Origin of the sequence: Psychrobacter alimentarius, from assembly GCF_001606025.1 — a bacterium.
GTDB classification, from domain to species: domain Bacteria; phylum Pseudomonadota; class Gammaproteobacteria; order Pseudomonadales; family Moraxellaceae; genus Psychrobacter; species Psychrobacter alimentarius.
The window spans coordinates 1,697,599-1,722,980 of the sequence record NZ_CP014945.1; the positions used below are offsets into that span (position 1 = coordinate 1,697,599).

Genomic DNA, 25,382 nt, shown 5'->3' on the forward strand with positions numbered 1-25,382 from the left:
ACTGCTGACTTAAATACCATTTATTTTTACGGCTTATCTTGATTGGTAGGAATGGTCGCACTCGCACTTGCTGGTAGCTCGGGTGCGCTTGCCAACCTTTCAGACTTAGCAAATTTACGCTCTTGCAGCTTGGTCATGACCTGCTGAATCAGTAAGGTGATTAGCGCTAGGGCCGCAAGTAAGCTCGACAAAGCAAACGCAGCGGTAAAGTTATAATCATTATAAGCAATCTCAACCAACAGTGGCATCGTATTGGTTTCGCCACGAATGTGACCTGATACCACGCTCACAGCACCAAACTCCCCCATCGCGCGCGCATTGGTCAGAATCAAACCATATAGCAACGCCCATTTAATATTGGGTAATGTCACATGCCAAAAAGTCTGCCAACCAGAGGCTCCCAGAGTCAGTGCGGCTTGCTCTTCACTATCACCTTGAGTCTGCATTAATGGTATCAGCTCACGTGCGACAAAAGGAAAAGTCACAAATAGGGTTGCCAAAACAATACCAGGGACCGCGTAAATAACTTGGAAACCCATGCTCTCAAGCCAGCCGCCAAGGGTAGAGTTCAGACCAAACAACAATACAAACATCAAACCTGCAACCACGGGCGACACAGAGAATGGTAAATCAAGTAACGTGGTGACCAGCTGCTTGCCTTTGAACTGATAACGCGTGACCAACCAAGCGATAGCAATACCCATTACCATATTAATTGGCAAGACAATAGCAGCCGTAATGAGGGTAAGCTTGATCGCCTCCAATGCTTCTGGATCGACCAGCGAGGCAATATACAACTGCCAACCACTCTTGAAGGCTTCATAGAATACCGCCAACAACGGTATGACCAACATGACAACCATAAACAAGACAGCAATCACGATGAAAATGCGACGTACCCACGGTGTATCTTTGGTGGCAGGATTTCTTTGGTAGTCGTAGCTATTGGATATTTGCATATTAGCGAGCTCCTACGCGGCGAGACAGCTTCCACTGCACGATATTAATGGTCAATAAAATCACAAAGGAGATCAGTAGCATAAATAACGCAACAGCGGAGGCACCTTGAACATCGAACTGCTCAAGCTTACTGATAATAATAAGTGGCAAAATCTCAGACTGCATCGGAATATTACCGGCAATAAAGATGACTGAACCATACTCACCAGTGGCACGCGCAAACATCATACCTGCACCCATCAATAAAGCAGGCAGTAGCTCTGGTAAGATAACCTTTCGAAACGTGGTCAAGCGATTGGCACCTAACACCGCTGAGGCTTCTTCAAACTCAACCGACAGCTCTGCGAGCACAGGCTGAACAGCACGGACAATGAATGGAAAGCTAACCACGACCAACGCGAGCCAAATCCCGATGGGCGTAAATGCTACCTGTATGTCAAACTTTGCAAACCACTGTCCAATCAAGCCATTCGGGGCATAAAGCGTGGCAAGGGAGATACCCGTCACTGCTGTTGGCAACGCAAAAGGCAGATCGACCAACGCATTGATTAGTGACTTACCCCAAAACTCATAACGTACCAGCACCCAAGCAACCAGGGTTCCAAACACCATATTGGTCAGCATGGCCAAAAACGACATCCATAAGCTCAGCTTAATAGCAGCGGTGACCTGCGGCTGAGTAATGGTTTCCCAAAATCCAGTCCAGCCCATCTGCGTTGTGGTATAGGCCATCATGGCAAACGGTAGCACCACCAATAACGATAAGCTAAAGACAGTAATACCCATGCTTAAACCAAAACCTGGCAACACATTGCGTTGACGCAAACGTGTCAGCCAACCTTTTTTAGGCGGTTTACTGGCAGAAGAAGATGTTGCACTCATAGTGATGTCCTATTGCCTATCTGATGGTACTTATCGTAAGACCATGTTATATCGAGTTTATGGTTAGTACGTCTGTGTTAGAAAGCCTATGTTATAAAGGACATAGCGCAGAACGCCATGTCCTTTATGGTTGTTTATGACTTAATGCTCATATCTATTGCATGACAAGACGTGGTCGAGCCAGCGCTAACATTGCCGTTAAACGGTAATTATTTTGGCGCTTTGATGGCCAATTGATCGAATACACCGCCATCGCTGAAGTAAGTACTCATGATTTCATCCCATGACCCAAACGCATCATTTGGACGGAAGGTTTCAACTGGTGGCAACTTGTCACTGTTTTTATCAAGAACGCTTTTGACACTAGGACGTAGGTAGAGGTCAGCTGCCAACTGCTGAGCAGGTTCACTCCATAGGTAGTCAAGATAAGCTTTTGCTGCGTCAGTAGTACCTTTTTTGTCAGTCACCGACTTCACAACTGCTACTGGACTTTCTGACTTGATAGAGTACTTTGGATATACAATGTCTACTTTACCAGCACCAAAGTCAGTGGCAGCAAGATTGGCTTCGTTTTCAAACGTCACTAACACATCGCCAATACCACGTTGAACAAAAGTGGTCGTGGCAGCACGTCCGCCATTCTCATAAACTTTGACGTTTTTGAGCATATCTTGCACATAGTTTTTAGCGGCTGCTTCTTCGTTATTGAAAGCATGCAAGCCATAACCATAAGCACCTAAGAATGCATAGCGACCATTACCCGTCACTTTTGGGTTGGCCATGACAATCTCAACACCCTCTTTGGTCAAATCTTGCCAATCATTGATGCCTTTTGGATTGTCTTTACGCACCAAAAACACGATGGTACTGGTAAATGGCACTGCATTATCTGGGAATTTGCTTTGCCAATCTGATTCAACCAACCCTTTTTTCTCAAGCAGCTCAATATCAGAGCCTTGGTTCATGGTTGCCACATCTGCTTGCAAGCCATTGGCTACAGACAGCGCTTGCTTACTTGAACCACCATGTGACTGATTGATGTTGATGTTAGCATTTGGATTTTCTGCTTTATAATGCTCAATAAATAGCGGGTTGTAGTCTTTATAAAAATCGCGGGCCACGTCATAAGAGACGTTTAGTAGCTCGATATTTTGACTGTCTGTCGCCGCACCATCCGCATTTGCAGTTGTGTCTGCCTGCTCATTGTTGCTACAGCCAGCAAGACCCAAGGTTAATGCAACGCCTGCCATACCTAAGACGTTCAGTGCTTTACTTTTCTGTTGATATCGCGCGGCGTATGTCATAAATCCCTCAAAGGTATCTGTTAAATAATATCAGTATGCTAACAGCGCTATCTTATTATGTTTAATGATGAATATGCGTATGTTATTGCCAAAATGGAATAAAACAATGCTGGCTTTAACGCGATAAGGAGATTGGCAAAAATTCTTAATAGCGTTACCAATAGACCATCAAAAATATATCTACGACCGTGGTTTTTGGTTTTCTGGACAGCCTATTGGTCAAATATCACGTTGCCATTACTTACTGCTTTGCTTGTGCTAGCTGATCAAAACGCCCACCATCTACAAAGAATGTTTCCATGATTTTCTCCCATGAGCCCAAGACGCTAACTGGTTCAAAGGTTGCGATGGCAGGCAAAGTATCTTTGTGCGCAGCAAGGACTTGCTCATTGCTAGGACGCATATACATCTGAGCCATGAGCTCTTGAGCTGGGGTTTCCCATAGACCTTTTAGATACGTGTTCGCAGCGTCAGTCCTTCCCGCTTTATCGGTAACGGCTGTCACGACTGCCACTGGGTTGTTGATCAACACAGAATAACTTGGATAAACAATATCAACCTGCCCTTTAGCAAAGTCTTTGGCCGCCAAATGGGCTTCATTTTCAGTGGTAATCAGCACATCGCCAAGCCCGCGCTGGGTAAAGCTGGTCGTCGCTGCACGCGCGCCATTGTCATAAGTAACCACGTTTGCCAGCATGTCTCTGATAAAGCCATCAGTTTTGACGTGACTGTCTGGGCTTTCTTTAAACTGATGCAAGCCATAACCATAAGCGCCCAAAAATGCATAGCGAGCGGTGCCACTGGTCTTTGGATTTGGCATAACGACCTTAATATCGCTACGTGCTAAGTCTGACCAATCTTTAATGTTTTTTGGATTGCCATTACGCACGAGTAACACCATGGTACTGGTATAAGGGACAGCGTTGTTTGGTAGTGCTTGCTTCCAATCGGTGGCAACCAACCCCTTTTCGACCAACAGGTTCATGTCACTTTCTTGGTTAAAGGTCACCACATCTGCTTGCAAGCCATTGGCAACGGACAGCGCTTGTTTACTTGAACCACCATGCGACTGCTTGATATTCACTTTACTGCCTGGATTCTCTTTTTGATAGTTTTCGCTAAAGAGTTCGTTATAATCCTTATAAAAATCACGTGATACATCATAAGAGACATTCAGTAGACTAACGTTTTTTGAACTGCCATCGGTGCTTGACGCATCTTGTGCTGTTTTGGCGTTGTTAGAGCCGCAGCCCGTCACCAATAAAGTCATTGCTAGTACGCCACTCATGCCAAGCAGTTGCGCCTGTGCGCCTTTATTATTAGGTTTGGGTGTTTTTTTGCTTATTGATTGCATAAATATTCTCGATAAAGTGTTAGCGCCATTTTTTTAGAATTTCGCTATCAGGTATAAAGATGATAACGACTTAAGTGCGGCTCTATGGATAATGATCATATGCTAGCAGCTTGTTTGAAAAAGGCTTAATGACGAATCAGCTTATCGAGTGATTAACTTGGCATAAGTAATGTTATTATTGTTTCTCATACGATGGGTTTTTTGGCTATCCGTAACAGCGGCGAGTAGATAAAATTTTTAATCGAAAGAGATAGCAATCAAGTCCCTGAATTTTGCCTATTACGTCCACGGTTTGAATACACTACTGTCAGTACATTAACTTCTTATCGTTTTTTTTATTTAATCGTTTCCCTAATACTATTCTAGAGGTATTCCATGACCACTCATCTTCCCCAGGGTTTTCGTTTTTTTGTCGCAGTCTCATTGACCACTTCGGTTTTGTTGACGTTGAGTGGCTGTCATAGCGTGCCCAGTAATACCGCTAACCAAGTGGCGAGCTCCAACAGCCCCACACTCGCGCCAGTCATGCAAGCGGTGGTGGGAGATTATGCCGATGAAGGCTATACTGATCGCGCGCAAGGCTATGACTGGATTGGTGTGATGGTACGAGCGGCAGGTGATAAACAGATTGACATTAAGATACGAGCGCGCAGTGATCTCAAAAAACCCACTTGTCAGTTTGATGGTAAAGCTGTGCTGATGGGTCAAGACGAGGCACATGGCATCATGTTTCAAACCAACGCCAATAACACTCAGATCTTTTTTCAGTTTAAAGAAAACACCCTAACCATTGATGGGCAAGAGTCAGGCGCATTAAGTTATTTTTGCTCTGGTGGTGGCTCATTGGCAGGCACATATCAAAAGCTAGGAGCCCCGTTGGAGTTGGCTCAACCGCATTGAGTGCAAAACTGGAAATAAAAAAGAGAATCGGATATATAGTCCGATTCCCTTTTTTAATATTTAACGTTTGGCCTCTTTTATACAGCAGAAGCACCCGTTAGCTTAACTTCAGCACGCTCCTCGCGCGCAATGCCAGCATAATAATTGCGCAAAATCTCTAACACTTCTGGACGACTAAAGTTCTCTGGCACGTTTTCATCTTCTGATAGGGCTTTACGCAGTTTTGTACCAGAAACCTTAACATGCTCAGACGCATCATGCGGACACGTTTTATCAGATGCCATGGCGTTACAAGCATTACACCAGAATGTCCAGCCAATCTTTAATGGCTGAGTGATTAAGTCGTCTTTGCCAACCTGCTCAAAGATGGTCTGCGCATCAAAAGCACCATAGTAATCACCAACGCCAGCATGGTCACGACCAACGATCAGATGACTACAGCCATAGTTTTGACGGAACACAGCATGTAGCAGTGCCTCACGAGGTCCAGCATAACGCATGTCTAATGGATAACCAGCTTGAATCACGGTGTCTTTTCTGAAGTAATTATCAATAAGGGTTTTGATCGCTTCTTGGCGCACTTCTGCTGGGATGTCACCTGGTTTTAGAGCGCCTAACAAGGAATGAATCAACACTCCATCACAGATTTCGATAGCAATCTTGGCCAAATATTCATGCGAGCGATGCATCGGATTACGAGTTTGGAATGCAGCGACTGTTTTCCAGCCTTTAGCATCTAGAATTTCGCGGGTTTCAGCGGGCGTTTTATAGATCTCTGGATATAATGTTGGGAACTCGCCTTCACTTAACACCTCAACGCTGCCGGCGACATTGACCGCTTCTTGATTCAAGACTTGTTGAACCCCAGGGTGCTCTGAATCTGTTGTGGTAAATACTTTTTGGCACTCATATTCTTTATCAATCGTATAGGTTTCTTCTACCGTTAAAATACCCATGATCTCGCCATCTTGCGCCACCAATGCCACTTTGTCGCCTTGATTCAAGCTGTCAGCAGTTTCTTTGGGCGCAGATAAAGTGATTGGAATCGGCCAAAACAAACCAGCGTTGTCGCCGCTTTGCAAGCGCATGTCATCTACCACGCCTTTCCAATCCGCTTGATTCATAAAGCCGTTTAATGGTGTAAAACCACCAATACCAAACATAATCAAGTCACCACGCTCTCTTGAGCTTAAGGTAATTGTTGGTAGTGTGCTGGCAAGCTTTAGTGCTTGGGCTTGAGCTTCGCCATTTAATAATAAGGGCTTAAGCGCTGTGCTACCGTGCGGAGGAACAAGTTTCGATGTGGTCTGATTCTGAGTCTGTGTCATAGGAATGTTAAAACCTTACATGAAGAAAAAAGTGGTCAGAAAAATAAGAGATAACGCAAGAAATAGCCAAAACCGAAAAGTGTGCCAATAATCAGACGTTAAATATGATAAGCATAGGCTACCTAACTTTCTTTATGAAAATTTATGCTGTGTTTGGATATGGATATGTCTGAAAGGAATTTATGTTTATGGAAGCAAGCTTATATGATGGTAAGCTGAATTATTCATCATGCGATTGGCAATAAAACCTATTACACACGCAAATCAATATCAATGCTGCCATTAAGCTTAAAAACAAAATTGAGATTACGTCATGTATCAATATAATTACGCTGACCAAACCTTAGTAGAGGAACGCGTCGCCCAATTTCGCGACCAAACCAAACGTTTTTTGGCAGGTGAGCTGCCAGAAGAGCAGTTTTTGCCGCTGCGTCTACAAAACGGTCTTTATATTCAGCGTTACGCACCAATGTTGCGTATTGCCATTCCTTATGGCCTCTTTGCTTCTTATCAGTTGCGCAAGCTAGCAGAAATCACGCGCAAGTATGACAAAGGCTATGGGCACTTTACCACCCGTACCAATATTCAGCTGAATTGGCCAAAACTTGAAAACGTTCCAGATATTTTGGCAGAGCTGGCCTCAGTACAGATGCATGCGATTCAAACGTCGGGCAACTGTATTCGTAACACCACCACTGACCCTTATGCTGGTATCCACCAAGAAGAGATTGCGGATCCGCGCCCTTATTGTGAGATTATTCGCCAGTGGTCAACCTTTCATCCTGAATTTGCGTTTTTACCGCGTAAATTTAAGATTGCGGTGGTTGGCACTGCCAATGATCGTGCCGCAACGCAAGTGCATGATGTAGGACTACATTTAAAAACCAATGAAGCCGGTGAGCTTGGTTTTGAAGTGCTGGTTGGCGGCGGGCTTGGTCGTACACCAGTGATTGGTAAAGTGATCAATGAGTTTTTACCGCGCCAGCACCTGCTCAGTTATTTGGATGCAATTTTACGCGTTTATAACTTACATGGTCGCCGTGATAATAAGTACAAAGCTCGTATCAAGATATTGGTTGAAAGCATGGGCGGCCCTGCCTTTGCCAAATTGGTCGATGCTGAGTGGGAAGCGCATACCAAAGACGGTCCGCTGACGTTGACCGAGGAAAATTTTGCGACTGCCAGCAGCTTTTTCACTGAGCCTGACTATCTGACTTTTGATACTCTACAAGTGCAGTCTGATTTGCAAAAGCAGCTGGATGCTGATAAAGATTTTGCCAATTGGTACAACCAAAATACAGTGGCGCATAAAGTTGCGGGTTATCGTGCCGTGGTAATCTCTTTGAAAGCTGGTGTGGTCGATGGTCGCTATGTGCCTTCAGGTGATGTGAGCGAGTCACAAATGGACGCCCTTGCCGATCTTGCTGATAAATATAGCTTTAGTGAACTCCGCGGTACGTATCAGCAGAATTTGGTCTTCGCTGATGTACAGGCCAATCAGCTGTATGAGTTATGGCAACAGTTATCTACCTTGCATTTGGCTCGTGCCAATATCAACACACTCACAGATATGATCGTCTGCCCAGGCTGGGATTATTGCTCGCTTGCCAATGCGACGACCCACAACATCGCTGAGCAAATCGAAAAACAGTTCGATGACCTTGACTACCTATATGACTTGGGTGAGATTCGTCTCAACATGTCTGGCTGTATGAATGCCTGTGCCCATCACCATACGGGTGATATCGGTATCTTGGGTGTTGATAAAAAAGGTGAGCACTGGTATCAAATCAGCCTTGGTGGCAACTCCAGTAACGACGCTAAAATCGGTAAAATATTGGGCAAAGCTGTGCCAGCAACTGATGTAGCGGTTACCCTACAAAAAATTCTAGATGTTTATCTAGAACAGCGCGTAAGCAATGAGCAAGACGTTGAACGTTTTGGCGATCTGGTTGATCGTGTTGGTATTGCGCCCTTTAAGGAGAAGGTCTATGGGTAATCATCATGTGTTAAACCATGAAGGTGTTGATATCAGTCAAAACGATACGTGGTTAGCGCTTAGCACTAATGAGCTGCCAGATGGTATCGCACTGTCTCATATATCATTACTTGAGCTACTACAAAAACAAGAAAAACTTGAGGTCTTACTGCCCCTCTCTGATTTACTAGATTCGGCAGGCAAACTTGCTGGCGGTCTCTTAGAGCAAGTGAGTGACCTCGTAACCCAACATGCCAGTCGTGTTGGCGTATGGGTGACCGCGAATAGTGATACGGATCTACTGATTGGCTTGTCAGAGTTTTTGTTACAGCAAGATTTGATTGTCATTCATGTGCCTGCTTTCACCGATGGACGTGGTTTTAGTTACGCCCAAACCCTACGCCAAATCGGCTACAAAGGGGAGATCCGTATAGCAGGACAGTTTGGCCGTGATCAAATTGCCTATCTGCTGCGTACTGGCGTCGATAGCTTTGTGCTGAATGAGCATGATATGCAATCTATCTCGGATATCAATCAAGCATTTAGTGCACTTTCCAGCAGTTATGATGGTCGCAATGCCGCTGCATTACCGATGTTTTCAGGCAGCTAGTTCTCGGGCACCTAATTTTATTATTAAATTTTAATTAATCACTTTTATATTAATCACCATTAAGGAATGTATCATGAGCCAATTACACCCAAACCTAGATATCGATCAAGCAAACCAAGACTTGCAAGGCAAATCACCAGAAGAAATCGTGGCATGGGCATTAACGCAAGCGAAAAACCCAATCATCACAACGAACTTCCGCCCTTATGAATCAGCCATCTTACATTTGGTTGCTAAGCAGCATCCTGACATCACTGTACTGTGGGTTGATTCAGGTTACAATACTGATGCGACCTATCAATTTGCCAACAAAGTTATCCGTGATTTGAACTTAAACGTCATCACGTATATTCCTAAGCAAACAGCCGCTTACCGTGATGCAACCATGAACGGTATCCCAGGAATCGATAACCCACAGCATGATGAGTTTACGGATCAAGTAAAACTTGAGCCATTCCGCCGTGCTTTGGATGAGTTAAAGCCTGACGTCTGGTTCAACGCCATTCGTAAAGATCAGACCGAATTCCGCCAAGGTCTTGATGTGCTTAGCTTATCAAAAGATGGCGTGTTAAAAGTCGCGCCATTGTTTGAGAAAACCGATGCGGATCTAGACGTTTATCTTGATGAGCATAACCTACCAAATGAGTTTGATTATTTTGATCCAACCAAAGTAGAAGAAAGCCGTGAGTGTGGTCTGCATACTCAGTTATAATATTCGATAACCACTCACAGCATTACGCAACAATAAAAAAGCCCTCTCATTTTGAGAGGGCTTTTCTATTGTTGGGAATATACATAAGAGTCGTTCGTTATACTGTTGACGACTATGTTGGCAACGACTAAAGCTATTTGCGACCTAGCACCCAACCGCCATCCATCAAAACGTTAGCGCCTTGCATATAATTAGAATCATCAGATGCCAAAAATACGGCAAGTGCAGCAATCTCTTCAGGCTTACCAGCACGCTGAGCAGGAATACGCGCTAGACGTTCATCCTCAATTCCCTCAGTCATTGGTGTTTCTATAAAACCTGGCGACAATGTATTAACTTTGATGCCCTGACTACCAAAATCGAAAGCTAACTGTTTCGAAAACCCTAAAATAGCATGCTTGGATGTAACATATGCTGAGCCGCCCGGTCCAGCCATTTGTGTCGCTTGCGAACCGACATTGATAATGGCGCCGCCGCCTTGCTTAATAAAATGCGGAATTACCATTTTGGAAGCCAGATAAGGCGCTTTGACATTAATCGCCATCAATTTATCGTAAAAATCTTCTTCTAGCTCAACAGCATTATCATAAGCATCATGAATACCAGCACCGTTATATAAGATGTCAATCTGACCATAAGTCGTTAATGCTTTGTCAACAACGGCTTGAATATCGCTCTTTTCCGTCACATCAGCCTTTACAAAAATGGCGTCTTGATTGCTGTCTTTAATATCTTTAACAATTCGATTACCGTCTTCCTCATCGCGTCCTGTGACGACTACTTTAGCGCCTTCATTAGCAAATGCCTTAGCCGTCGCTTCACCCAATCCTGAAGTGCCACCAAATATAATCGCCACTCTGTCTTGTAATTTCATAGTATGCTTACTCTTTTTTAATTATCGATATACGATGGAAGATCCTAAGACATGCTAGCACACCCTAATTTTGGAATATGTTAGCGTGTGTTAGAAAATTTATTGATTTGAGAAAGTCATTTCATCTATTCCTATTGGCAAGAAAAATATCGTTTTTTATCTCAAAAACGAATATGCTAATGCCAATTCACTAGGTGAGAGTGTGTCTGTGATACCTCATAATGGCGGCATCCCTCATACCTTTTCTATTATTTATAATAAATAACTCAATATATGGTGACGCTATGAACACCTTCCCGCTATTTTTCAAATTAGAAGGCCGTAAAGTGCTCATCGTGGGCGGCGGCGAAGTGGCACTGCGTAAAGCTGACTTGCTGAGCCGTGCTGGCGCGTGCATTACGATTCTTGCGCCTGATATCAGCCATGAGATACAAGCCTTGCTAACGGATGATAAACACGAATTTATCTACGAGAATTACGATAAAGCTCATATGTCAGGTGCACGCGTGATCATTGCTGCGACTGACGATGAAACGCTTAACCATGAGATTCACGCCGATGCGACTGAGCTAAATATCCCGGTCAATGTGGTCGATACGCCGCCATTGTGTGATTTTATTTTTCCAGCGATTATTGACCGTAACCCCATTGTGATTGGGATTTCATCCAATGGTAAAGCGCCCGTATTGGCACGGCTATTACGGGCACGCCTTGAGACACTAATTCCGCAAGGCTATGGTAAATTGGCCAAGCTGGCAGGTGATTTCCGTAGTGAGGTAAAATCCAAAATACCAACGCTCACTGGACGGCGGCAGTTTTGGGAGCGTGCGTTTGAAGGTCAAGTCAGCCAGCTGATGTTTGCTGGCAACGAAAATGAAGCAATCGCACAACTCAAAGCCGACCTAGACCGTACCGCAGAAGCACTTGATGAGAAAAAGGCAACAGAACAGACGGTAGCAGCTGCCGTATCAGATGACTCAGTAGACGCTCAAACCCCAGTGGGCGAAGTCTATATTGTTGGCGCAGGCCCAGGTGATCCAGAACTGCTCACCTTTAAAGCGCTGCGCTTGATGCAGCAAGCAGATATTGTTTACTACGATGCGCTGGTATCACCGCAAGTGTTGGATTTGTGCCGCCGTGATGCGGACAAAGTATTTGTGGGTAAAAAACGCAGCAATCACGCAGTGGCACAGCTCGGTATTAATGAGTTATTGGTCAATAGCGCTAAGCAAGGTCGCCGCGTAGTACGTCTAAAAGGTGGTGATCCCTTTATCTTTGGACGTGGCGGCGAAGAGATTGAGAGCCTACGTGCTCATGGTGTGCCTTATCAAGTTGTACCAGGTATCACAGCTGCTAATGCCGCAGCAAGCTACGCGGGCATTCCGCTGACCCATCGTGACCATTCGCAATCCGTGCGTTTTGTCACAGGCTTTTTGAAGGCAGGCGCGCCCAATAGTAATTTTAAAAACTTTTTGGATACCGATGAGACTGTGGTGTTTTACATGGGTCTACATTCACTGGAACGGTTGACTGAAGGTTTGATACAGGCCGGTCGCAGCCAAGATACACCCATTGCCATTGTATCCAATGCCAGTATGCCCAACCAGCAAGTATTAACAGGCACACTTGACACCATTGTCGCCAAACAAGCGCACGCGCAATTACCAACGCCTGCCCTATTGATCATGGGCGATGTGGTCAGCTTACATCACGATTTGTCTTGGTATAATCAGTACAATCAAAACAGCGATGACACAGCGGATAACTGGTTACGCGAAGGCATATCAAGTCTTAATAAAGACAAAAAATCATCTACAAGTCAGCAAGCACATGCGCTTTCTATGGTTGCCAATCTTGCTGAGTGACAAGAGAGTATTTAAGATCTTAGCTTAAACACCTACTGACAACATCAAAAGCCCTGCCAAATAATTGGTAGGGCTTTTTTCTATAATGCAACAGAGCAAACCTGCCCAAATCTTGCTAGAATAAAACCTGTCTATCCAATGTTCGCACGTTTAATGATAAGCCCTACTATGTCCATACCTGACACGCCCAAATATGCTGCCACAAAATCTCTAAAGATTTTGCACACCTCCGATTGGCATTTGGGGCGACGTCTCTACGGTCGCCTTCGTTATGATGAGTTCGAATCATTTTTGCAGTGGCTAGAAGACACTATTAGCGCACAGCAAGTGAATATATTGATTGTCGCGGGTGACATCTTTGATACCATGACGCCCAGCAATAAAGCCCAAGCGCTATATTATGAGTTTTTGGGTAGGGTCTCACGTTCCTGCTGTCAGCATGTGGTCATTGTCGCAGGCAATCATGACTCACCAACATTTTTGGATGCGCCAAGCAATGTGCTCAAATTTTTGAATGTTCATGTGATTGGTACGGCTTGTGATAATTTAGAAGATGAAGTATTGGTCTTAGGTGATGATAATAACAATCCTCATTGCATCATCGCCGCTGTGCCCTACTTGCGTGATCGTGATGTGCGTAGCAGTAGCGCTGGCGAGTCTGCGGATAGCAAGGATGCCAATGTTATCAAAGGTATTCGCACCCACTATGATGAAGTAGCAAGTATTGCGAAAGGAAAGCAGGCAGAATTAATAAAAATTCATCAACGGCATATTCCTATCATTGCCACAGGTCATCTATTCGCTGCTGGTGGCAAAACAACCGATGATGATGGCGTGCGCGATCTCTATGTTGGCTCACTTGGCAAAATCTCCGCTGATATGTTTGATAAGAGTTTTGACTATGTCGCCCTTGGGCATTTACACGTCCCGCAGCGCGTTGGTGGTCTTGAAAGTATTCGCTACTCAGGCTCACCTATTGCGATGGGGTTTGGTGAAGCTCGCCAGCAAAAGCAAGTTTTACTCATACAGTTTGGTGCTACTGAATCTTTTGACAATGATAGCTTAAGGCCAAACGCCATTCCTCAGCTTGCCAGCACAGATACTAACGTTAAAACTGACACGATTGAAACGTCAGCAGAAAAAACCATTAAAAAAGCACCCATACAAGCTGGTTTTATAGATGACTTGTTTGGCTTTGACGAGCCAGCTGCTAATCATGAGATGGCAACAACAGCTATTCAAGAGGATACTGACGACCAGCAAGAGCAAGAGCAAGACCATAAATCCAAACCTAATAATGACTCAGATCAAATGCAAGTCACGTCCCTACCCGTTCCAACATTTCAACAACTGGCACAAATATCTGGTGACTTAACAATGATCGCCAATACCATCAAAGCGCTGATCTTAACAGAATCGATTTGGTTAGAAATTGTCTATACAGGTGACGAGATTGTCAGCGATTTACGCGAACAGGTACAAGGGATGGTAGAGGATTTGCCATGTGAGGTATTAAAAATTAAAAACACGCGTACTTATAATAAAATTCTTAATCAGCAGCAAACCTCTGAGAACTTGCAAGACTTAAATGAGATGGAAGTGTTTGAGCGCTGCTTGACGATAAATGATGTGGCTGATTCTCAAAAAGACTCATTGCGCGATGCCTATGGTCAGATACTTTATCACTTACATCATGAGGACAGACAGGCCGAGTGATATAAATGGTAAATCATTATCGCACTTCTATTGTTTATCTTTCTAAATTTTCGCAGTTGTTGCTATCACTAATAATAAGATATATCCATGCGCCTCATCGAACTCAGACTCAAAAACCTCAATTCTTTAAAAGGCGAATGGCACATAGATTTCGCTGATACCGCTTTTACCAATGAAGGCATCTTTGCCATCACAGGACAGACTGGCGCTGGCAAGACCACCATATTGGACGCCATCTGTTTAGCATTATATGGTGAAACACCAAGGATTAACAGTATCAGCAAAAGCAGCAATGAAGTAATGACACGGCAAACAGCGGAATGCTTCGCTGAAGTTGCGATTGATTTGAATGGTGAGCGGTACCGCTGCCGTTGGGGACAGCGCCGTGCTTATAATAAAGCGGACGGAAATTTGCAAGACGCAACTCATGAGATCGCTAAAATAAACACTGATGATCCGTCAAAAGAAGATGAGCTGTTAGAGAGCACTCTAAAACACACCAAAAATAAAATCATTGAACTAACTCGGATGGATTTTCAGCAGTTCACTCGCTCGATATTACTCGCTCAAGGCAGTTTTTCAGCTTTTTTGAAAGCCAAAGCCGACGAACGTGCTGACATTTTAGAGAAAATTACGGGCACTGATATTTATGCCACCATTTCAGCACACGTTCATAATAAAAAGCGCACTGAAGAAGAGATATTGAGTAAGCTGCAATACGGTTTAGATGGCTTGGCGCTTTTAAATACCGAAGAAGAAGATCAGTTAAGAGCCGAATTGCAGTCATATCAAAGTATACAAAGTACGCAGCAGCGAGAAATTCAAGATTTGGCCGAAAAGATAAAGTGGCTAGATAGTGTTACAGAAGCAAAAGAAAAGCTGAGTGTCTATCAAAATGATCTTGATGATGCTCAGCAAGCGCAGCAAGATTTTATTCCTAATGCTAAACGCTTAACCGCTGCTAATAAGGCGTTGGAGATTGATAGTCAATTTGGTCAACTGACCCACAATCGTGACAGCCTAAAACGCTTGCAAGATGAACAGCAGAAGATAAATCAGACATTACCGCAGCAAGAAGACAATCGAAAGCAGGCTACTACGAACTTAGAGACAGCACAAGCTCATCTACAAGCCGCTAATGAAGAATGGACTGTCGCCTCGCCTAACATTAGAGAGGTGCGCAGACTTGATGTAGAAATTGCGCAGAATAAGCGCACCTTGGAAGAAACTCAGCAAAGGGAACATACCTTATCAGATAAAACTCAGCATTTACGCCAAGAGATAGATAATCATAAAAAAGAAGCAGCGCGCAATCAAACTCAATTAGCAGAGGTAGAGCTTAACCTCGCTAATGCTGACGAATTCAACAACATTGATAGCGATATTGATAACTTTGGACGTCATTGCGGTCGTCTAAAAACACTGTTGCAAGACAATGCTGATCTAATCATCAACCAGACTAGTCAGAAAAGCAATATAGACCAGTATCAAAGCCGTCTTAAAACCTTGCATCAACAACAAGAGGAACAAGCGAATAAAGAAAAAGCTCTGCAAGTTGAGACCAAAGCGCTACAACAACAGCAAACCGCCTTGATCCAAGTACAATCATTGGCTGATATACGCCAAGAGCAAGAACAGATTGATGGCCTTAATCGTCAGCTTGAACAAATAGAGTTAAAAGCAGATAAGTGGCATGAGATTAGCGAACAGATCAAAGATATAGACACCGCGCTACCAGCAATACAAGACGATCTGGTAGCGCTTGCTGATATCATTGCTGATAAAACGCATACTATCCAATCCACTAAAGACAAGCGGCAAGACAAACAAACACAGCTGTATCTACTACAAAAAGTAGCCACCTTAGAAAGTCACATTGCTGATTTAAAAGACGGTCATCCCTGCCCGCTGTGCGGATCGCTTGAGCATCCTTATGGCGCAAACCATCCGTATTTGGTATCAGATACTGAAGCGGACCAGATTCAGCAACATATAACAGATCTAGATGCCATCATATCCGACTTGGAAAATACCTTATCTGCGCATCGTATCAGTCAGGCGACCAAACAACAGCAGTTTGAGCAGCAGCAAAATCAGAAAAACCGACTACAAGATCAAGCACAAAAACTAGCAGCTGATATCAAGCAGTCAGTGTGTTTAGTGCTGGAGGAAAACTACTCGCCATTTATCGCGGCAACGATACAGCCATTCCAGCAACTTGAGACACAGGTAGATGTACTACCGTTGTTAGAGAGCACTCAGCATCAACTTGCCGAACGTAGAAGCTCTCTTAAAGACACGCTGTCCAACTATGAAACGTGTGGCGAGCAGCTTGCTACTATCCGGGGCGACATTGGCGCTTTAGTACAACAGCAGCACAAGCTGGCAAGGGATATTAATGAGATTGAGATGGATATTAAAATAAAATCCGCGAGTATGGATACGATAGATAAAAAAATTCACGATAATTTTTCTGAATTAACCACTCTTAAAAATGACATCATGCAGCTATTAGCGAGATACGCCACTGGCGCGTTTCAGTCAGACGCAATCATGCAGATACGCGCCTCACAGCCTACTTTACACCCCCTGATGGAAAGTATTGATAGCCAAGTTATCCTAAACGAGGCGGATTATCATACGCATATCAATACATTGCGTCAGCAGCACGCTGCGCTTACGGCTGTAAAAAATGAGTTTAATAACTATAAAGAGCAGCATCAAACACTGACGACAGTACTAGGTCGTCTAGAAATACAGATCGATACCAAACAAACCCAGTTGGATAAAGACCAACAGGAGCTTGATAGGCTGGTTCAACTCGTGATTGAAAAAACAGAGGCGCTTGAGCAGTTACAAACAAACAGAGCAAATGTATTCGCTAACAAAGATCCTGATGCAGAAGAGCAGCGTTTGCGCGAGGCGTTAGAACAAGCAAAAACCGATCAGTCTGTTGCCCAAAGACAACTAGACAATGCTGAGTACACACTTAAACAATTACTTGAGAAACAGCAATATGTGGTTGAACAAATAGCCACGGTGAGAAGTACGCTCAACACTCAAGAAGATAGCTTTAAGTTGATACTTGCTGCTTCTAATTTTATGGATGAAACGGATTTTGCGAATGCGCGGTTGCCAATTGGTGAGCGTAATACGCTCAAGCAGCAGCAAGAACGTATTGATTATGCGCTCCAGCAAGCGCAGTCTCTGTTAAAAGAAACCGAGAAAACATTGGAAGATAAGCAAGCTAATCCGCTGACAACAGACGATCGAGAGACACTTACTCAGCAGCAAGCGCAAGTCCAAGAGAAGTTTAATAGCTGCATTGAGTCTATTGGTGCGATCAGTCAGCGTCTAAAAGACAACGAAGATAAGAAAAACACCCAGCAAGCACAAATTGATGCCATCAATGCCCAAAAGGATAAGTTGCAAGTTTGGCAACAACTGCATAAATTGATTGGCTCATCCGATGGCAAAAAATACCGCACCTTTGCTCAAGGCCTCACTTTTGATCTCATGGTCAATCATGCCAACACTCAGCTACAACAAATGAGTGATCGTTACCTGCTGATCCGTGATGATGACAGCCCGCTTGAATTGAACGTCATCGACAATTATCAAGGTGGTGAGATTCGTAGCACCAAAAACCTGTCAGGCGGTGAAGGGTTCATTATCAGTCTGGCACTTGCGCTAGGACTTTCACAAATGGCCAGTCAAAATATCCGCGTGGACTCACTATTTTTAGATGAAGGATTTGGTACATTAGATGAGGAATCATTGGATATTGCACTGGATACCCTCACCAGCTTACAGCAAGAAGGCAAATTGATCGGTGTAATCTCTCATGTGCAGGCTTTAAAAGACCGTATTTTAACTCAGATTAAAGTTGAAAAGCTCTCTGGCGGCTTTAGTCAGATCAGTGGTCAAGGTTGCTGGCGAATCACCCGCTAAAACTTAAGACTAATAGTATCTATTGGATAATAACCAGGCAATAAAAAACCACCGTCAACGCTAACGGTGGTTTTTTTATGAAACAACTATTTTATTTGCTCACTAAACCACTAATCTCGCTCATGAGTACAGAAAGCGTCGATAGACTGACTTTGCTGTCTTCATTACTATCAAGCTTGTTCATCTCTGACTCTATAGACGCTAAGCTATCTAAATGACGTGAGCGCCACTCACCAAACGCTTGCTTAGCATCTGGTTTTGACAATACCGCATCCATCAGTAAGCGTAAGCTACGTGTCAGCTCATTCACTAGTGCATGGCGGGCACGGCGATCCCAATAACCTTGCTGCGGTAAGTCAGCGATGTTGTCCATCATCCAATCGAGTTGCAACACTTGATAGGCTTCGAAGTATAATGTGGCAATCTCATCAACAGGGCGACCATATTGTTCAGCCAAAAGTGCGGCATCCAGTGCATCAACATGATATGGCAGCATGGCAAACAAGGTGGCATCGCTATTGGATAGATCATCCTGCATCAAGCTTGTGGTATCTTCTTCTAGATACTGGGCAAATTGCTGCTCAATGAAGCCACCTGATTTGGTGAGTTTTTCTACACTATTACTAAAGCGGCTAATCATGTCTGTGACTTGCAAATCTTGACCAAAGGCATTGATAAACCACACCACGCCGCGTTCAAGCGCATCACGCAGACGCAGCTCAAGGGTGAGTAGCAATTTAGCATCCGCTTGATTGTCTAGATCTTCAAGCGTTTTCCATGCTTTAGACACATTAAAGACATCACGAGTGATCGCATAACCACGAATAATGGTGGCCAGTGACTGATCTGTTTCCTCATAAAGACGGAACAAGGCTTCAATACCCAAACGGTTGACGACACTATTCGTCAAATAAGTACTAATAATCTCACGATGCAAGCGATGCTTCGTCATCTCATCAAAGAAGCGTTCTGCCAATTCATCAGGGAAGTACTTGCGTAGCTCATTGATGAAGTACGGGTCATCTGGCAAATCAGACAATAACAAGTTGTCATAAACCCACATTTTGCCATAAGCCATGATGACCGCCAACTCAGGATTGGTTAGGCCAGTATCTGCTTTTTGACGCTTAGCAATTTCTTCATCCGATGGCAAATATTCGATAGCACGATCCAGACGACCTTCACCCTCTAACATCTGAATGAAGCGTTGATGTTCGCTTAAGTTTGCCGAGGCTTGAAGCTGACTTAGCTCAATCGCTTGCGGCTGCAAATAATTTTGGCGCAATACCAGCTCTGCCACGGTATCTGTCATGCTTTCTAACAGCTCATTACGTTGCTTCAACGTCATATCGCCTTGCTCAACCACTTTACCGAGCAAGATTTTGATATTGACTTCGTGATCCGAGCAGTTTACACCGCCTGAGTTATCAATCGCATCGGTATAAATGCGGCCACCTGTTTGTGCGTATTCGATACGCCCTTGCTGAGTAAAACCTAGGTTGCCACCTTCACCAACGATGGCAGCACGTAGCTCGTTACCATTGATACGCAGCGCATCATTGGCACGGTCACCAACATCCGCATGCGTTTCATTAGCGCTTTTAACATAAGTACCGATACCACCGTTCCAAATCAGATCAACGGGTGCTCGTAGTAATGCACTGATCAAATCATTAGGCGTTAGGCTGTCCTCACTGATGTCAAAAATAGCTTTCATCTCTGGACTGATAGCGATGGTTTTGTCTTGACGTGAGAATATACCACCGCCTTGACTGATTAATGATTGCTCATAATCTTCCCACGACGAGCGTGGCAACTCAAACAGACGGGCACGTTCTGCGTAAGAAGCGGCTGTGTCTGGATTCGGATCAATAAAGATATGCAAGTGGTTAAATGCTGCCACCAACTTCGTATGAGTTGACAATAGCATACCATTACCAAATACGTCGCCACTCATATCACCGATACCAATCACGGTAAAGTCATCACGATTCTGAATGTCCATACCGCGCATACGGAAGTGGCGCTTGACCGACTCCCAACCACCGCGAGCAGTGATACCCATCGCTTTATGGTCATAGCCTACTGAACCACCAGAAGCAAAGGCATCATCAAGCCAGAAGTTATATTCAGCAGCCAACGCATTAGCGATGTCTGAGAAAGTTGCTGTCCCTTTATCCGCAGCAACGACCAGATACGGGTCATCTTCATCATGACGCACGGTGTTGGCTGGCGCGACAATGTGCCCATCGACGATGTTGTCTGTGATATCGAGCATACCGCGTAAAAACGTCTGATAGCAGGCAATACCTTCAGCTTGAAACGCTTCACGGCCATCTGCCATGGTTTTGGTTTTGACAATAAAGCCGCCTTTTGAGCCAACAGGCACAATGACTGCGTTTTTAACCATCTGTGCTTTGACCAGACCCAGTACTTCGGTACGGAAGTCTTCCATACGATCGGACCAGCGTAAACCACCGCGAGCCACTTTTCCGCCGCGTAAATGCACCGCTTCAACACGTGGTGAGTAAACGAATATCTCAAACATTGGCTTTGGTTTAGGCAAGTTTGGAATGTCTGCTGCCAAGAACTTAAACGACAGACGATCTTTGCGCTGACCATTCGCATCTGTTTGATAGAAGTTGGTACGTACCATCGCATTGATTAAGTCTAAGTACCAACGTAAGATGCGATCTTCATCTAAGCTATCGACATCGGCAAGCGCTGCATTGATTTTTCCTTGAATCTGAGAGGTTTTCTCTGCACGTGCCTCATTGCTATACTTAGGATTCATACGAGCATCAAACAGATTGCTCAATGCCACGCTAATGTCGCTATTTTTGACAACCGTTTGCTGAATATAAGTACTAGAGAATGGTGCGCGTGCTTGCATCATGTAACGCGACAAGGCACGTAACAAGACCACATCATAAGTATCAAGATTGGTAATTAGTACCAACTCGTTAAACGAATCGCTTTCGACCTGTCCTGCCCAAATCTGCTTGAGACTGTCTTCAAATTGACCGCGTACTACTTGCATGTTGACGGTATCAACGTGCTCTAGTGTCAACTCGTATTCTTGCATCCAAATAGGCTGCTCTGGTAAGTCAAATTCATAAGTCTGTGCTGAAATGACGGACACACCGAAGTTTTCAAGAATTGGTAATACTTTTGACAAAATGACAGGTTGCTCACGACCATACAGCTTTAGATGCAACTGGTTGCTTGCGTCGCCTGTTGATTGGTAGAGATGCCAGATCATTGGCTGCTCTGCTGTCAATCCTGCCAAGCGTTTGGTATCCTCAACGGCAGTACGGGCATCAAAACGCTCTTGATAAGCCGCTGGTATGTAGTTTAAGAAGCGACGGTTCAACGCGTTGGCTTGCTGCTCGCCCACATTATCAAGCAGCATTTTTTGATAGCTGTCATTCCATGATTGCATCAATGCAGATAGCTTGGCTTCAAGCACTTCAGTATTGACGTCATTTACCTGACCGGGTACGGTACGAACGTGTACATGAACGCGGGCATGCGCAGACTCATTGAACTCAGTGGTAAAGCCCGATGATGTGCCGCCGTAAGCTTCTTTCAAGACGTTTTGTACTTTGATACGCAGCTCAGTGTTGAACTTATCACGTGGGATGTAGACCAAGCATGAGACAAAGCGCTGATAATGATCGATGCGGCTGAACAGGCGCAGACTCTTTTTGTCTTGTAATTGACTGATACCAGACACAATCGGATACAGCTCTTCAACGCCAGCCTGAAACAAGTCATCACGAGGCAAGGTATTGATAACGTGCATCAGTTTATGGTGTGCATGTCCATCACGTGGCAATTCTGCCATCTTCATGATCTTGTTGGCTTTTTCACGTAGTAGCGGTATTTGCTGTACGGTAAGTTGATAGGCTTGTGACGTCAACAAACCCACAAAACGATATTCACCAACCAGCTTGCCATTGTCATCAAACTTATGAATACCCAAAAAATCCATATATACAGAACGGTGTATAGGCGATACACGGCTTGATTTAGACAACATCAAGACACGTGGTTCCGTCAGTAGCTGCTTTAATACTTTAGGCAGTTGGCTAAAGCTTTCTGACAACTTGTCTTCTTCAGCCCCGCGTAATAACCCAAGACCGCTATTGCCGATTGCAAACAAATCTAAGTCACTCGGTTCTGAATTGACTTCGATCGCTTGGCCACCTTCTAAACGGTATTCACGGTAACCTAAGAATATGAAATGATCGTCCAAGATCCAATCTAAAAATGCTTGTATCTCTTGCTGCGAATAAAAGACTTCTGGCAACGGTTTGTTGGCCAATTCAGCCTTGATATTCATCAGCTGCGAACGCATTTGTTTCCAATCGCCGACGACAGTATCCAAAGTATCAATTTTGGTCAGCAGCATTTGCTGTAGTGCGGCCAAATCTTTGTTGTCTTGATAAGCAATTTCACAGTGAATCAAAGACAAATGAGAAGTCGCACTTTCATGCGCGCCTTCAACGTGAGTGATTTGTCCATCGTCATCACGCTGCACGCTAACAATAATATTGTACGTACGATGAACATCGATGCCTTCTGCTTCAAGGCTCATTAAGATAGTGTCGACTAAGAAAGGTCTGTCATAAGCCACAATTTGGATAACCGTGTGTGAGCTATGAAAATGCTGCTCTTCTGCCTTTGGATTGATTACAGTCAGTTGCGGCTTGCTGCCATCATAGGCTTTGAGTAGCGTAAAGTGATGCAGTGCCATCCCGGCCAAATCAGCATTACTAACAGTCTTCGCTGCTTCTTGATGCAACGGCTGATAATAACTATGAACAAAATGGTCGAATAATGATTTGTCTTTTTGTACATAACTGGTAGCAATATCGCTTATCTGGCTGATGCGCTCTTTTGCGATACTGAGAGAGTTTGGCATGTCCTTCGTCCTTTTTTACAGGTTTGGTTTAGCATTTATTTATCTGATTTATTAATCTGTACTGACTACCATCACCATAAGAATATAAGCACTATTCTTTATGAAGCGCAGTAGTATATCCATTTCCGCAGCATATTCTATTTTTTCTTAATTTTTTTGGTCTTTCTCCTCTTTTTACTCTTATATTTTGAGAATATATGGCAGTTCGGATTCAATACTATTAATCTAGTGAAGTTTAACGCACCTAGGCCGTTAGCTAAAGGGTACAACATCATTTCATGAATCAGCAACATTCCAATAACATTTACTCATGGGATAGGATATTGACTTATCGACGATTCATGCTGGCAAGTGGATACTCATAGTAATTGTTGCGGGTTTTTTGTTAGAATACACCAGCGTATTTAAGAGTGTGTGACTCACTCACTATTAACTTTGATGCTAAATTAACTTTGATGCTAAGGGTAGGATGTATGATGAATATTTTGGTGATCGGTTCAGGTGGTCGTGAACACGCACTAGCATGGCAGTGTGCCAAAGATGAGAACGTAGAAAATATCTACGTCGCACCTGGTAATGCGGGTACTGCGCTTGAACTTAAATGCCAAAACGTTGTCTTAGCATCTACTGACGCTAATGATCATAGTGCCGTTATAGAGTTTTGCCAAAATAATGCCATTGATATGGTCATCGTTGGACCAGAAGCACCTTTGGTCACAGGCATCGTCGATGCTTGCCGTGAAGCAGGTATCAAAGCTTGGGGGCCGACGGCATATTGTGCTCAGCTAGAAGGGTCAAAAACTTTTGCCAAAGAGTTTATGGAAAAGAACAACATTCCTACCGCGGCCTATCAAGGGTTTACCGATGCTACCGCTGCCAAAGCTTATATCGATGAGCAAGGCGCACCAATCGTTATCAAAGCGGATGGACTAGCGGCTGGTAAAGGCGTCATCGTTGCAGAAACGATTGAACAAGCTCATGAAGCCATTGACGATATGCTCGCAGACAATAAATTTGGCGATGCTGGCAGTCGCGTGGTTATTGAGCAGTTTTTACAAGGTGAAGAAGCCAGCTTTATTTGTATGATAGATGGTGATAATATTTTGCCAATGGCAACCAGTCAAGATCACAAACGTGCTTTTGAAGGAGATACAGGGCCGAACACAGGTGGTATGGGTGCTTATTCTCCTGCACCAGTTGTAACGCAAGAAGTTCACGATAAGGTAATGAAACAAGTTATCCAACCTGTCGTTGATGCGATGAAAGATGCAGGTCATCCTTATACTGGTTTTTTGTATGCTGGCCTCATGATTGATCAGTCAGGCGATCCTTATGTCATAGAATTTAACTGCCGTTTTGGTGATCCAGAAACACAGCCAATCTTAATGCGTCTGAAATCTTCGATGGTAAATTTGGTCGCACAAGGGTTAGAAGGTCAATTACCAAATGAAGCAAAATGGGATACACGCCCTGCCCTAGGTATCGTTGTTGCCTCAAAAGGATATCCTGAAACATCATCAAAGGGTGACTTGATTGCTGGCTTGCCAGAACTGAACACCGAAGACGACAATACTGTTAAAGTCTTCCATGCTGGCACTGCGTTTTCTAATAGCGATGAAGCAGCTGCTAAGAAAGAAGTGTTAACCAATGGCGGACGTGTACTATGTGTGACCGCATTGGCTGATACTATTTCTGATGCTCAACAAGCTGCACTGGCAGTCACAGGTGCGATTAGTTTTGATGGTGCACAATATCGCCGTGACATTGGTCATCATGCCATTACTCGTGAAAACGCTTAAAATTTGACGATCAAGTAAACCGAGTGAACCTCTTCTTTTTTGCTTAATGTCGTTGTCTGAATCATTTTCTTTCGTAGTATTTGACCTAGCTTAGTGCTAGGTCTTATTTTTTGATATTGCTATGTATCTAACCTACTTATCATTCCCGCCTTACTTTTTTGTGAGAGATAAATACTATCGTACGATATAGATTTAACGATATATTTTATTGAGTCTTCCCAT

The 25,382-nt window shown here is 44.0% G+C and carries 15 protein-coding genes; 8 read left to right on the plus strand and 7 right to left on the minus strand.

Annotated elements, in window-relative coordinates:
- Positions 1-26: 26 nt before the first annotated feature.
- From cysW to A3K91_RS06960, 4 genes are all read right to left on the minus strand, one after another.
- Positions 27-959 carry a sulfate ABC transporter permease subunit CysW gene (gene cysW / locus A3K91_RS06945; protein ID WP_062844610.1) on the minus strand — a complete coding sequence of 311 codons (933 nt, stop codon included), beginning with the start codon at positions 957-959 and terminating at the stop codon, positions 27-29.
- Between the two features lies 1 nt (position 960).
- The gene (gene cysT / locus A3K91_RS06950) at positions 961-1,842 is read right to left on the minus strand and encodes a sulfate ABC transporter permease subunit CysT (RefSeq protein ID WP_062844611.1); all 882 of its coding nucleotides are present in this window, start codon (positions 1,840-1,842) and stop codon (positions 961-963) included.
- A 209-nt stretch (positions 1,843-2,051) separates the two neighbouring features.
- Entirely contained in the window at positions 2,052-3,092 is a 1,041-nt protein-coding gene (locus A3K91_RS06955) for a sulfate ABC transporter substrate-binding protein (RefSeq protein ID WP_228139947.1), read from the minus strand.
- 295 nt (positions 3,093-3,387) lie between these two features.
- Entirely contained in the window at positions 3,388-4,500 is a 1,113-nt protein-coding gene (locus A3K91_RS06960) for a sulfate ABC transporter substrate-binding protein (RefSeq protein WP_062844613.1), read from the minus strand.
- 375 nt (positions 4,501-4,875) lie between these two features.
- Here A3K91_RS06960 and A3K91_RS06965 point away from each other — a divergent pair, with 375 nt between their 5' ends.
- On the plus strand, positions 4,876-5,400 hold the full coding sequence (locus A3K91_RS06965) for a hypothetical protein (RefSeq protein ID WP_062844614.1): 525 nt from the start codon (positions 4,876-4,878) through the stop codon (positions 5,398-5,400).
- Between the two features lie 77 nt (positions 5,401-5,477).
- Here the strand turns inward: A3K91_RS06965 and sat are convergent, their stop codons facing one another.
- A complete protein-coding gene (gene sat / locus A3K91_RS06970; RefSeq protein ID WP_062844615.1) occupies positions 5,478-6,728 on the minus strand; it encodes a sulfate adenylyltransferase in 1,251 nt (416 codons plus the stop codon).
- A 313-nt stretch (positions 6,729-7,041) separates the two neighbouring features.
- On the opposite strand from sat, the gene A3K91_RS06975 reads away from it, so the two are divergent.
- The 3 genes from A3K91_RS06975 (at position 7,042) to A3K91_RS06985 (ending at position 10,028) form a co-directional block, all read left to right on the plus strand.
- A complete protein-coding gene (locus A3K91_RS06975) occupies positions 7,042-8,727 on the plus strand; it encodes a nitrite/sulfite reductase (RefSeq protein ID WP_062844616.1) in 1,686 nt (561 codons plus the stop codon).
- Positions 8,720-9,316 (plus strand): DUF934 domain-containing protein, encoded by a 597-nt coding sequence (locus A3K91_RS06980; RefSeq protein WP_062844617.1) that lies wholly within the window; start codon positions 8,720-8,722, stop codon positions 9,314-9,316. Before A3K91_RS06975 ends, A3K91_RS06980 begins: the two co-directional genes overlap by 8 nt.
- Before the next feature lie 73 nt (positions 9,317-9,389).
- On the plus strand, positions 9,390-10,028 hold the full coding sequence (locus A3K91_RS06985) for a phosphoadenosine phosphosulfate reductase domain-containing protein (protein ID WP_062844618.1): 639 nt from the start codon (positions 9,390-9,392) through the stop codon (positions 10,026-10,028).
- A 133-nt stretch (positions 10,029-10,161) separates the two neighbouring features.
- On the opposite strand, the gene A3K91_RS06990 is transcribed toward A3K91_RS06985, so the two are convergent.
- Positions 10,162-10,902 carry an SDR family NAD(P)-dependent oxidoreductase gene (locus tag A3K91_RS06990; protein ID WP_062844619.1) on the minus strand — a complete coding sequence of 247 codons (741 nt, stop codon included), beginning with the start codon at positions 10,900-10,902 and terminating at the stop codon, positions 10,162-10,164.
- A gap of 284 nt (positions 10,903-11,186) precedes the next feature.
- Here A3K91_RS06990 and cysG point away from each other — a divergent pair, with 284 nt between their 5' ends.
- From cysG to A3K91_RS07005, 3 genes are all read left to right on the plus strand, one after another.
- Positions 11,187-12,767, plus strand: coding sequence for a siroheme synthase CysG (gene cysG, locus A3K91_RS06995; protein ID WP_062844620.1), 1,581 nt, complete (start codon positions 11,187-11,189; stop codon positions 12,765-12,767).
- Positions 12,768-12,935: 168 nt separating this feature from the next.
- A complete protein-coding gene (locus tag A3K91_RS07000; protein ID WP_062844621.1) occupies positions 12,936-14,483 on the plus strand; it encodes an exonuclease SbcCD subunit D C-terminal domain-containing protein in 1,548 nt (515 codons plus the stop codon).
- Between the two features lie 87 nt (positions 14,484-14,570).
- Positions 14,571-18,434 carry an SbcC/MukB-like Walker B domain-containing protein gene (locus tag A3K91_RS07005; protein WP_062844622.1) on the plus strand — a complete coding sequence of 1,288 codons (3,864 nt, stop codon included), beginning with the start codon at positions 14,571-14,573 and terminating at the stop codon, positions 18,432-18,434.
- A 91-nt stretch (positions 18,435-18,525) separates the two neighbouring features.
- On the opposite strand, the gene A3K91_RS07010 is transcribed toward A3K91_RS07005, so the two are convergent.
- Complete coding sequence (locus A3K91_RS07010; RefSeq protein ID WP_062844623.1) at positions 18,526-23,361, minus strand: NAD-glutamate dehydrogenase; 4,836 nt, start codon at positions 23,359-23,361, stop codon at positions 18,526-18,528.
- A 476-nt stretch (positions 23,362-23,837) separates the two neighbouring features.
- Between A3K91_RS07010 and purD the strand changes: the two genes are divergently transcribed.
- Positions 23,838-25,160 (plus strand): phosphoribosylamine--glycine ligase, encoded by a 1,323-nt coding sequence (purD, locus tag A3K91_RS07015; protein ID WP_062845912.1) that lies wholly within the window; start codon positions 23,838-23,840, stop codon positions 25,158-25,160.
- The last annotated feature ends 222 nt before the right edge of the window (positions 25,161-25,382 follow it).

Bases quoted from the DNA above. Each gene is read 5' to 3' on its own strand.
- A3K91_RS06975 (WP_062844616.1), top strand. From the start codon at position 7,042: ATGTATCAATATAATTACGCTGACCAAACCTTAGTAGAGGAACGCGTC.
- cysW (WP_062844610.1), bottom strand. From the start codon at position 959: ATGCAAATATCCAATAGCTACGACTACCAAAGAAATCCTGCCACCAAA.
- sat (WP_062844615.1), bottom strand. From the start codon at position 6,728: ATGACACAGACTCAGAATCAGACCACATCGAAACTTGTTCCTCCGCAC.
- A3K91_RS06985 (WP_062844618.1), top strand. From the start codon at position 9,390: ATGAGCCAATTACACCCAAACCTAGATATCGATCAAGCAAACCAAGAC.
- A3K91_RS06960 (WP_062844613.1), bottom strand. From the start codon at position 4,500: ATGCAATCAATAAGCAAAAAAACACCCAAACCTAATAATAAAGGCGCA.
- A3K91_RS06990 (WP_062844619.1), bottom strand. From the start codon at position 10,902: ATGAAATTACAAGACAGAGTGGCGATTATATTTGGTGGCACTTCAGGA.
- cysG (WP_062844620.1), top strand. From the start codon at position 11,187: ATGAACACCTTCCCGCTATTTTTCAAATTAGAAGGCCGTAAAGTGCTC.
- A3K91_RS06955 (WP_228139947.1), bottom strand. From the start codon at position 3,092: ATGGCAGGCGTTGCATTAACCTTGGGTCTTGCTGGCTGTAGCAACAAT.
- A3K91_RS06965 (WP_062844614.1), top strand. From the start codon at position 4,876: ATGACCACTCATCTTCCCCAGGGTTTTCGTTTTTTTGTCGCAGTCTCA.
- A3K91_RS07000 (WP_062844621.1), top strand. From the start codon at position 12,936: ATGTCCATACCTGACACGCCCAAATATGCTGCCACAAAATCTCTAAAG.
- purD (WP_062845912.1), top strand. From the start codon at position 23,838: ATGAATATTTTGGTGATCGGTTCAGGTGGTCGTGAACACGCACTAGCA.
- cysT (WP_062844611.1), bottom strand. From the start codon at position 1,842: ATGAGTGCAACATCTTCTTCTGCCAGTAAACCGCCTAAAAAAGGTTGG.
- A3K91_RS06980 (WP_062844617.1), top strand. From the start codon at position 8,720: ATGGGTAATCATCATGTGTTAAACCATGAAGGTGTTGATATCAGTCAA.
- A3K91_RS07005 (WP_062844622.1), top strand. From the start codon at position 14,571: ATGCGCCTCATCGAACTCAGACTCAAAAACCTCAATTCTTTAAAAGGC.
- A3K91_RS07010 (WP_062844623.1), bottom strand. From the start codon at position 23,361: ATGCCAAACTCTCTCAGTATCGCAAAAGAGCGCATCAGCCAGATAAGC.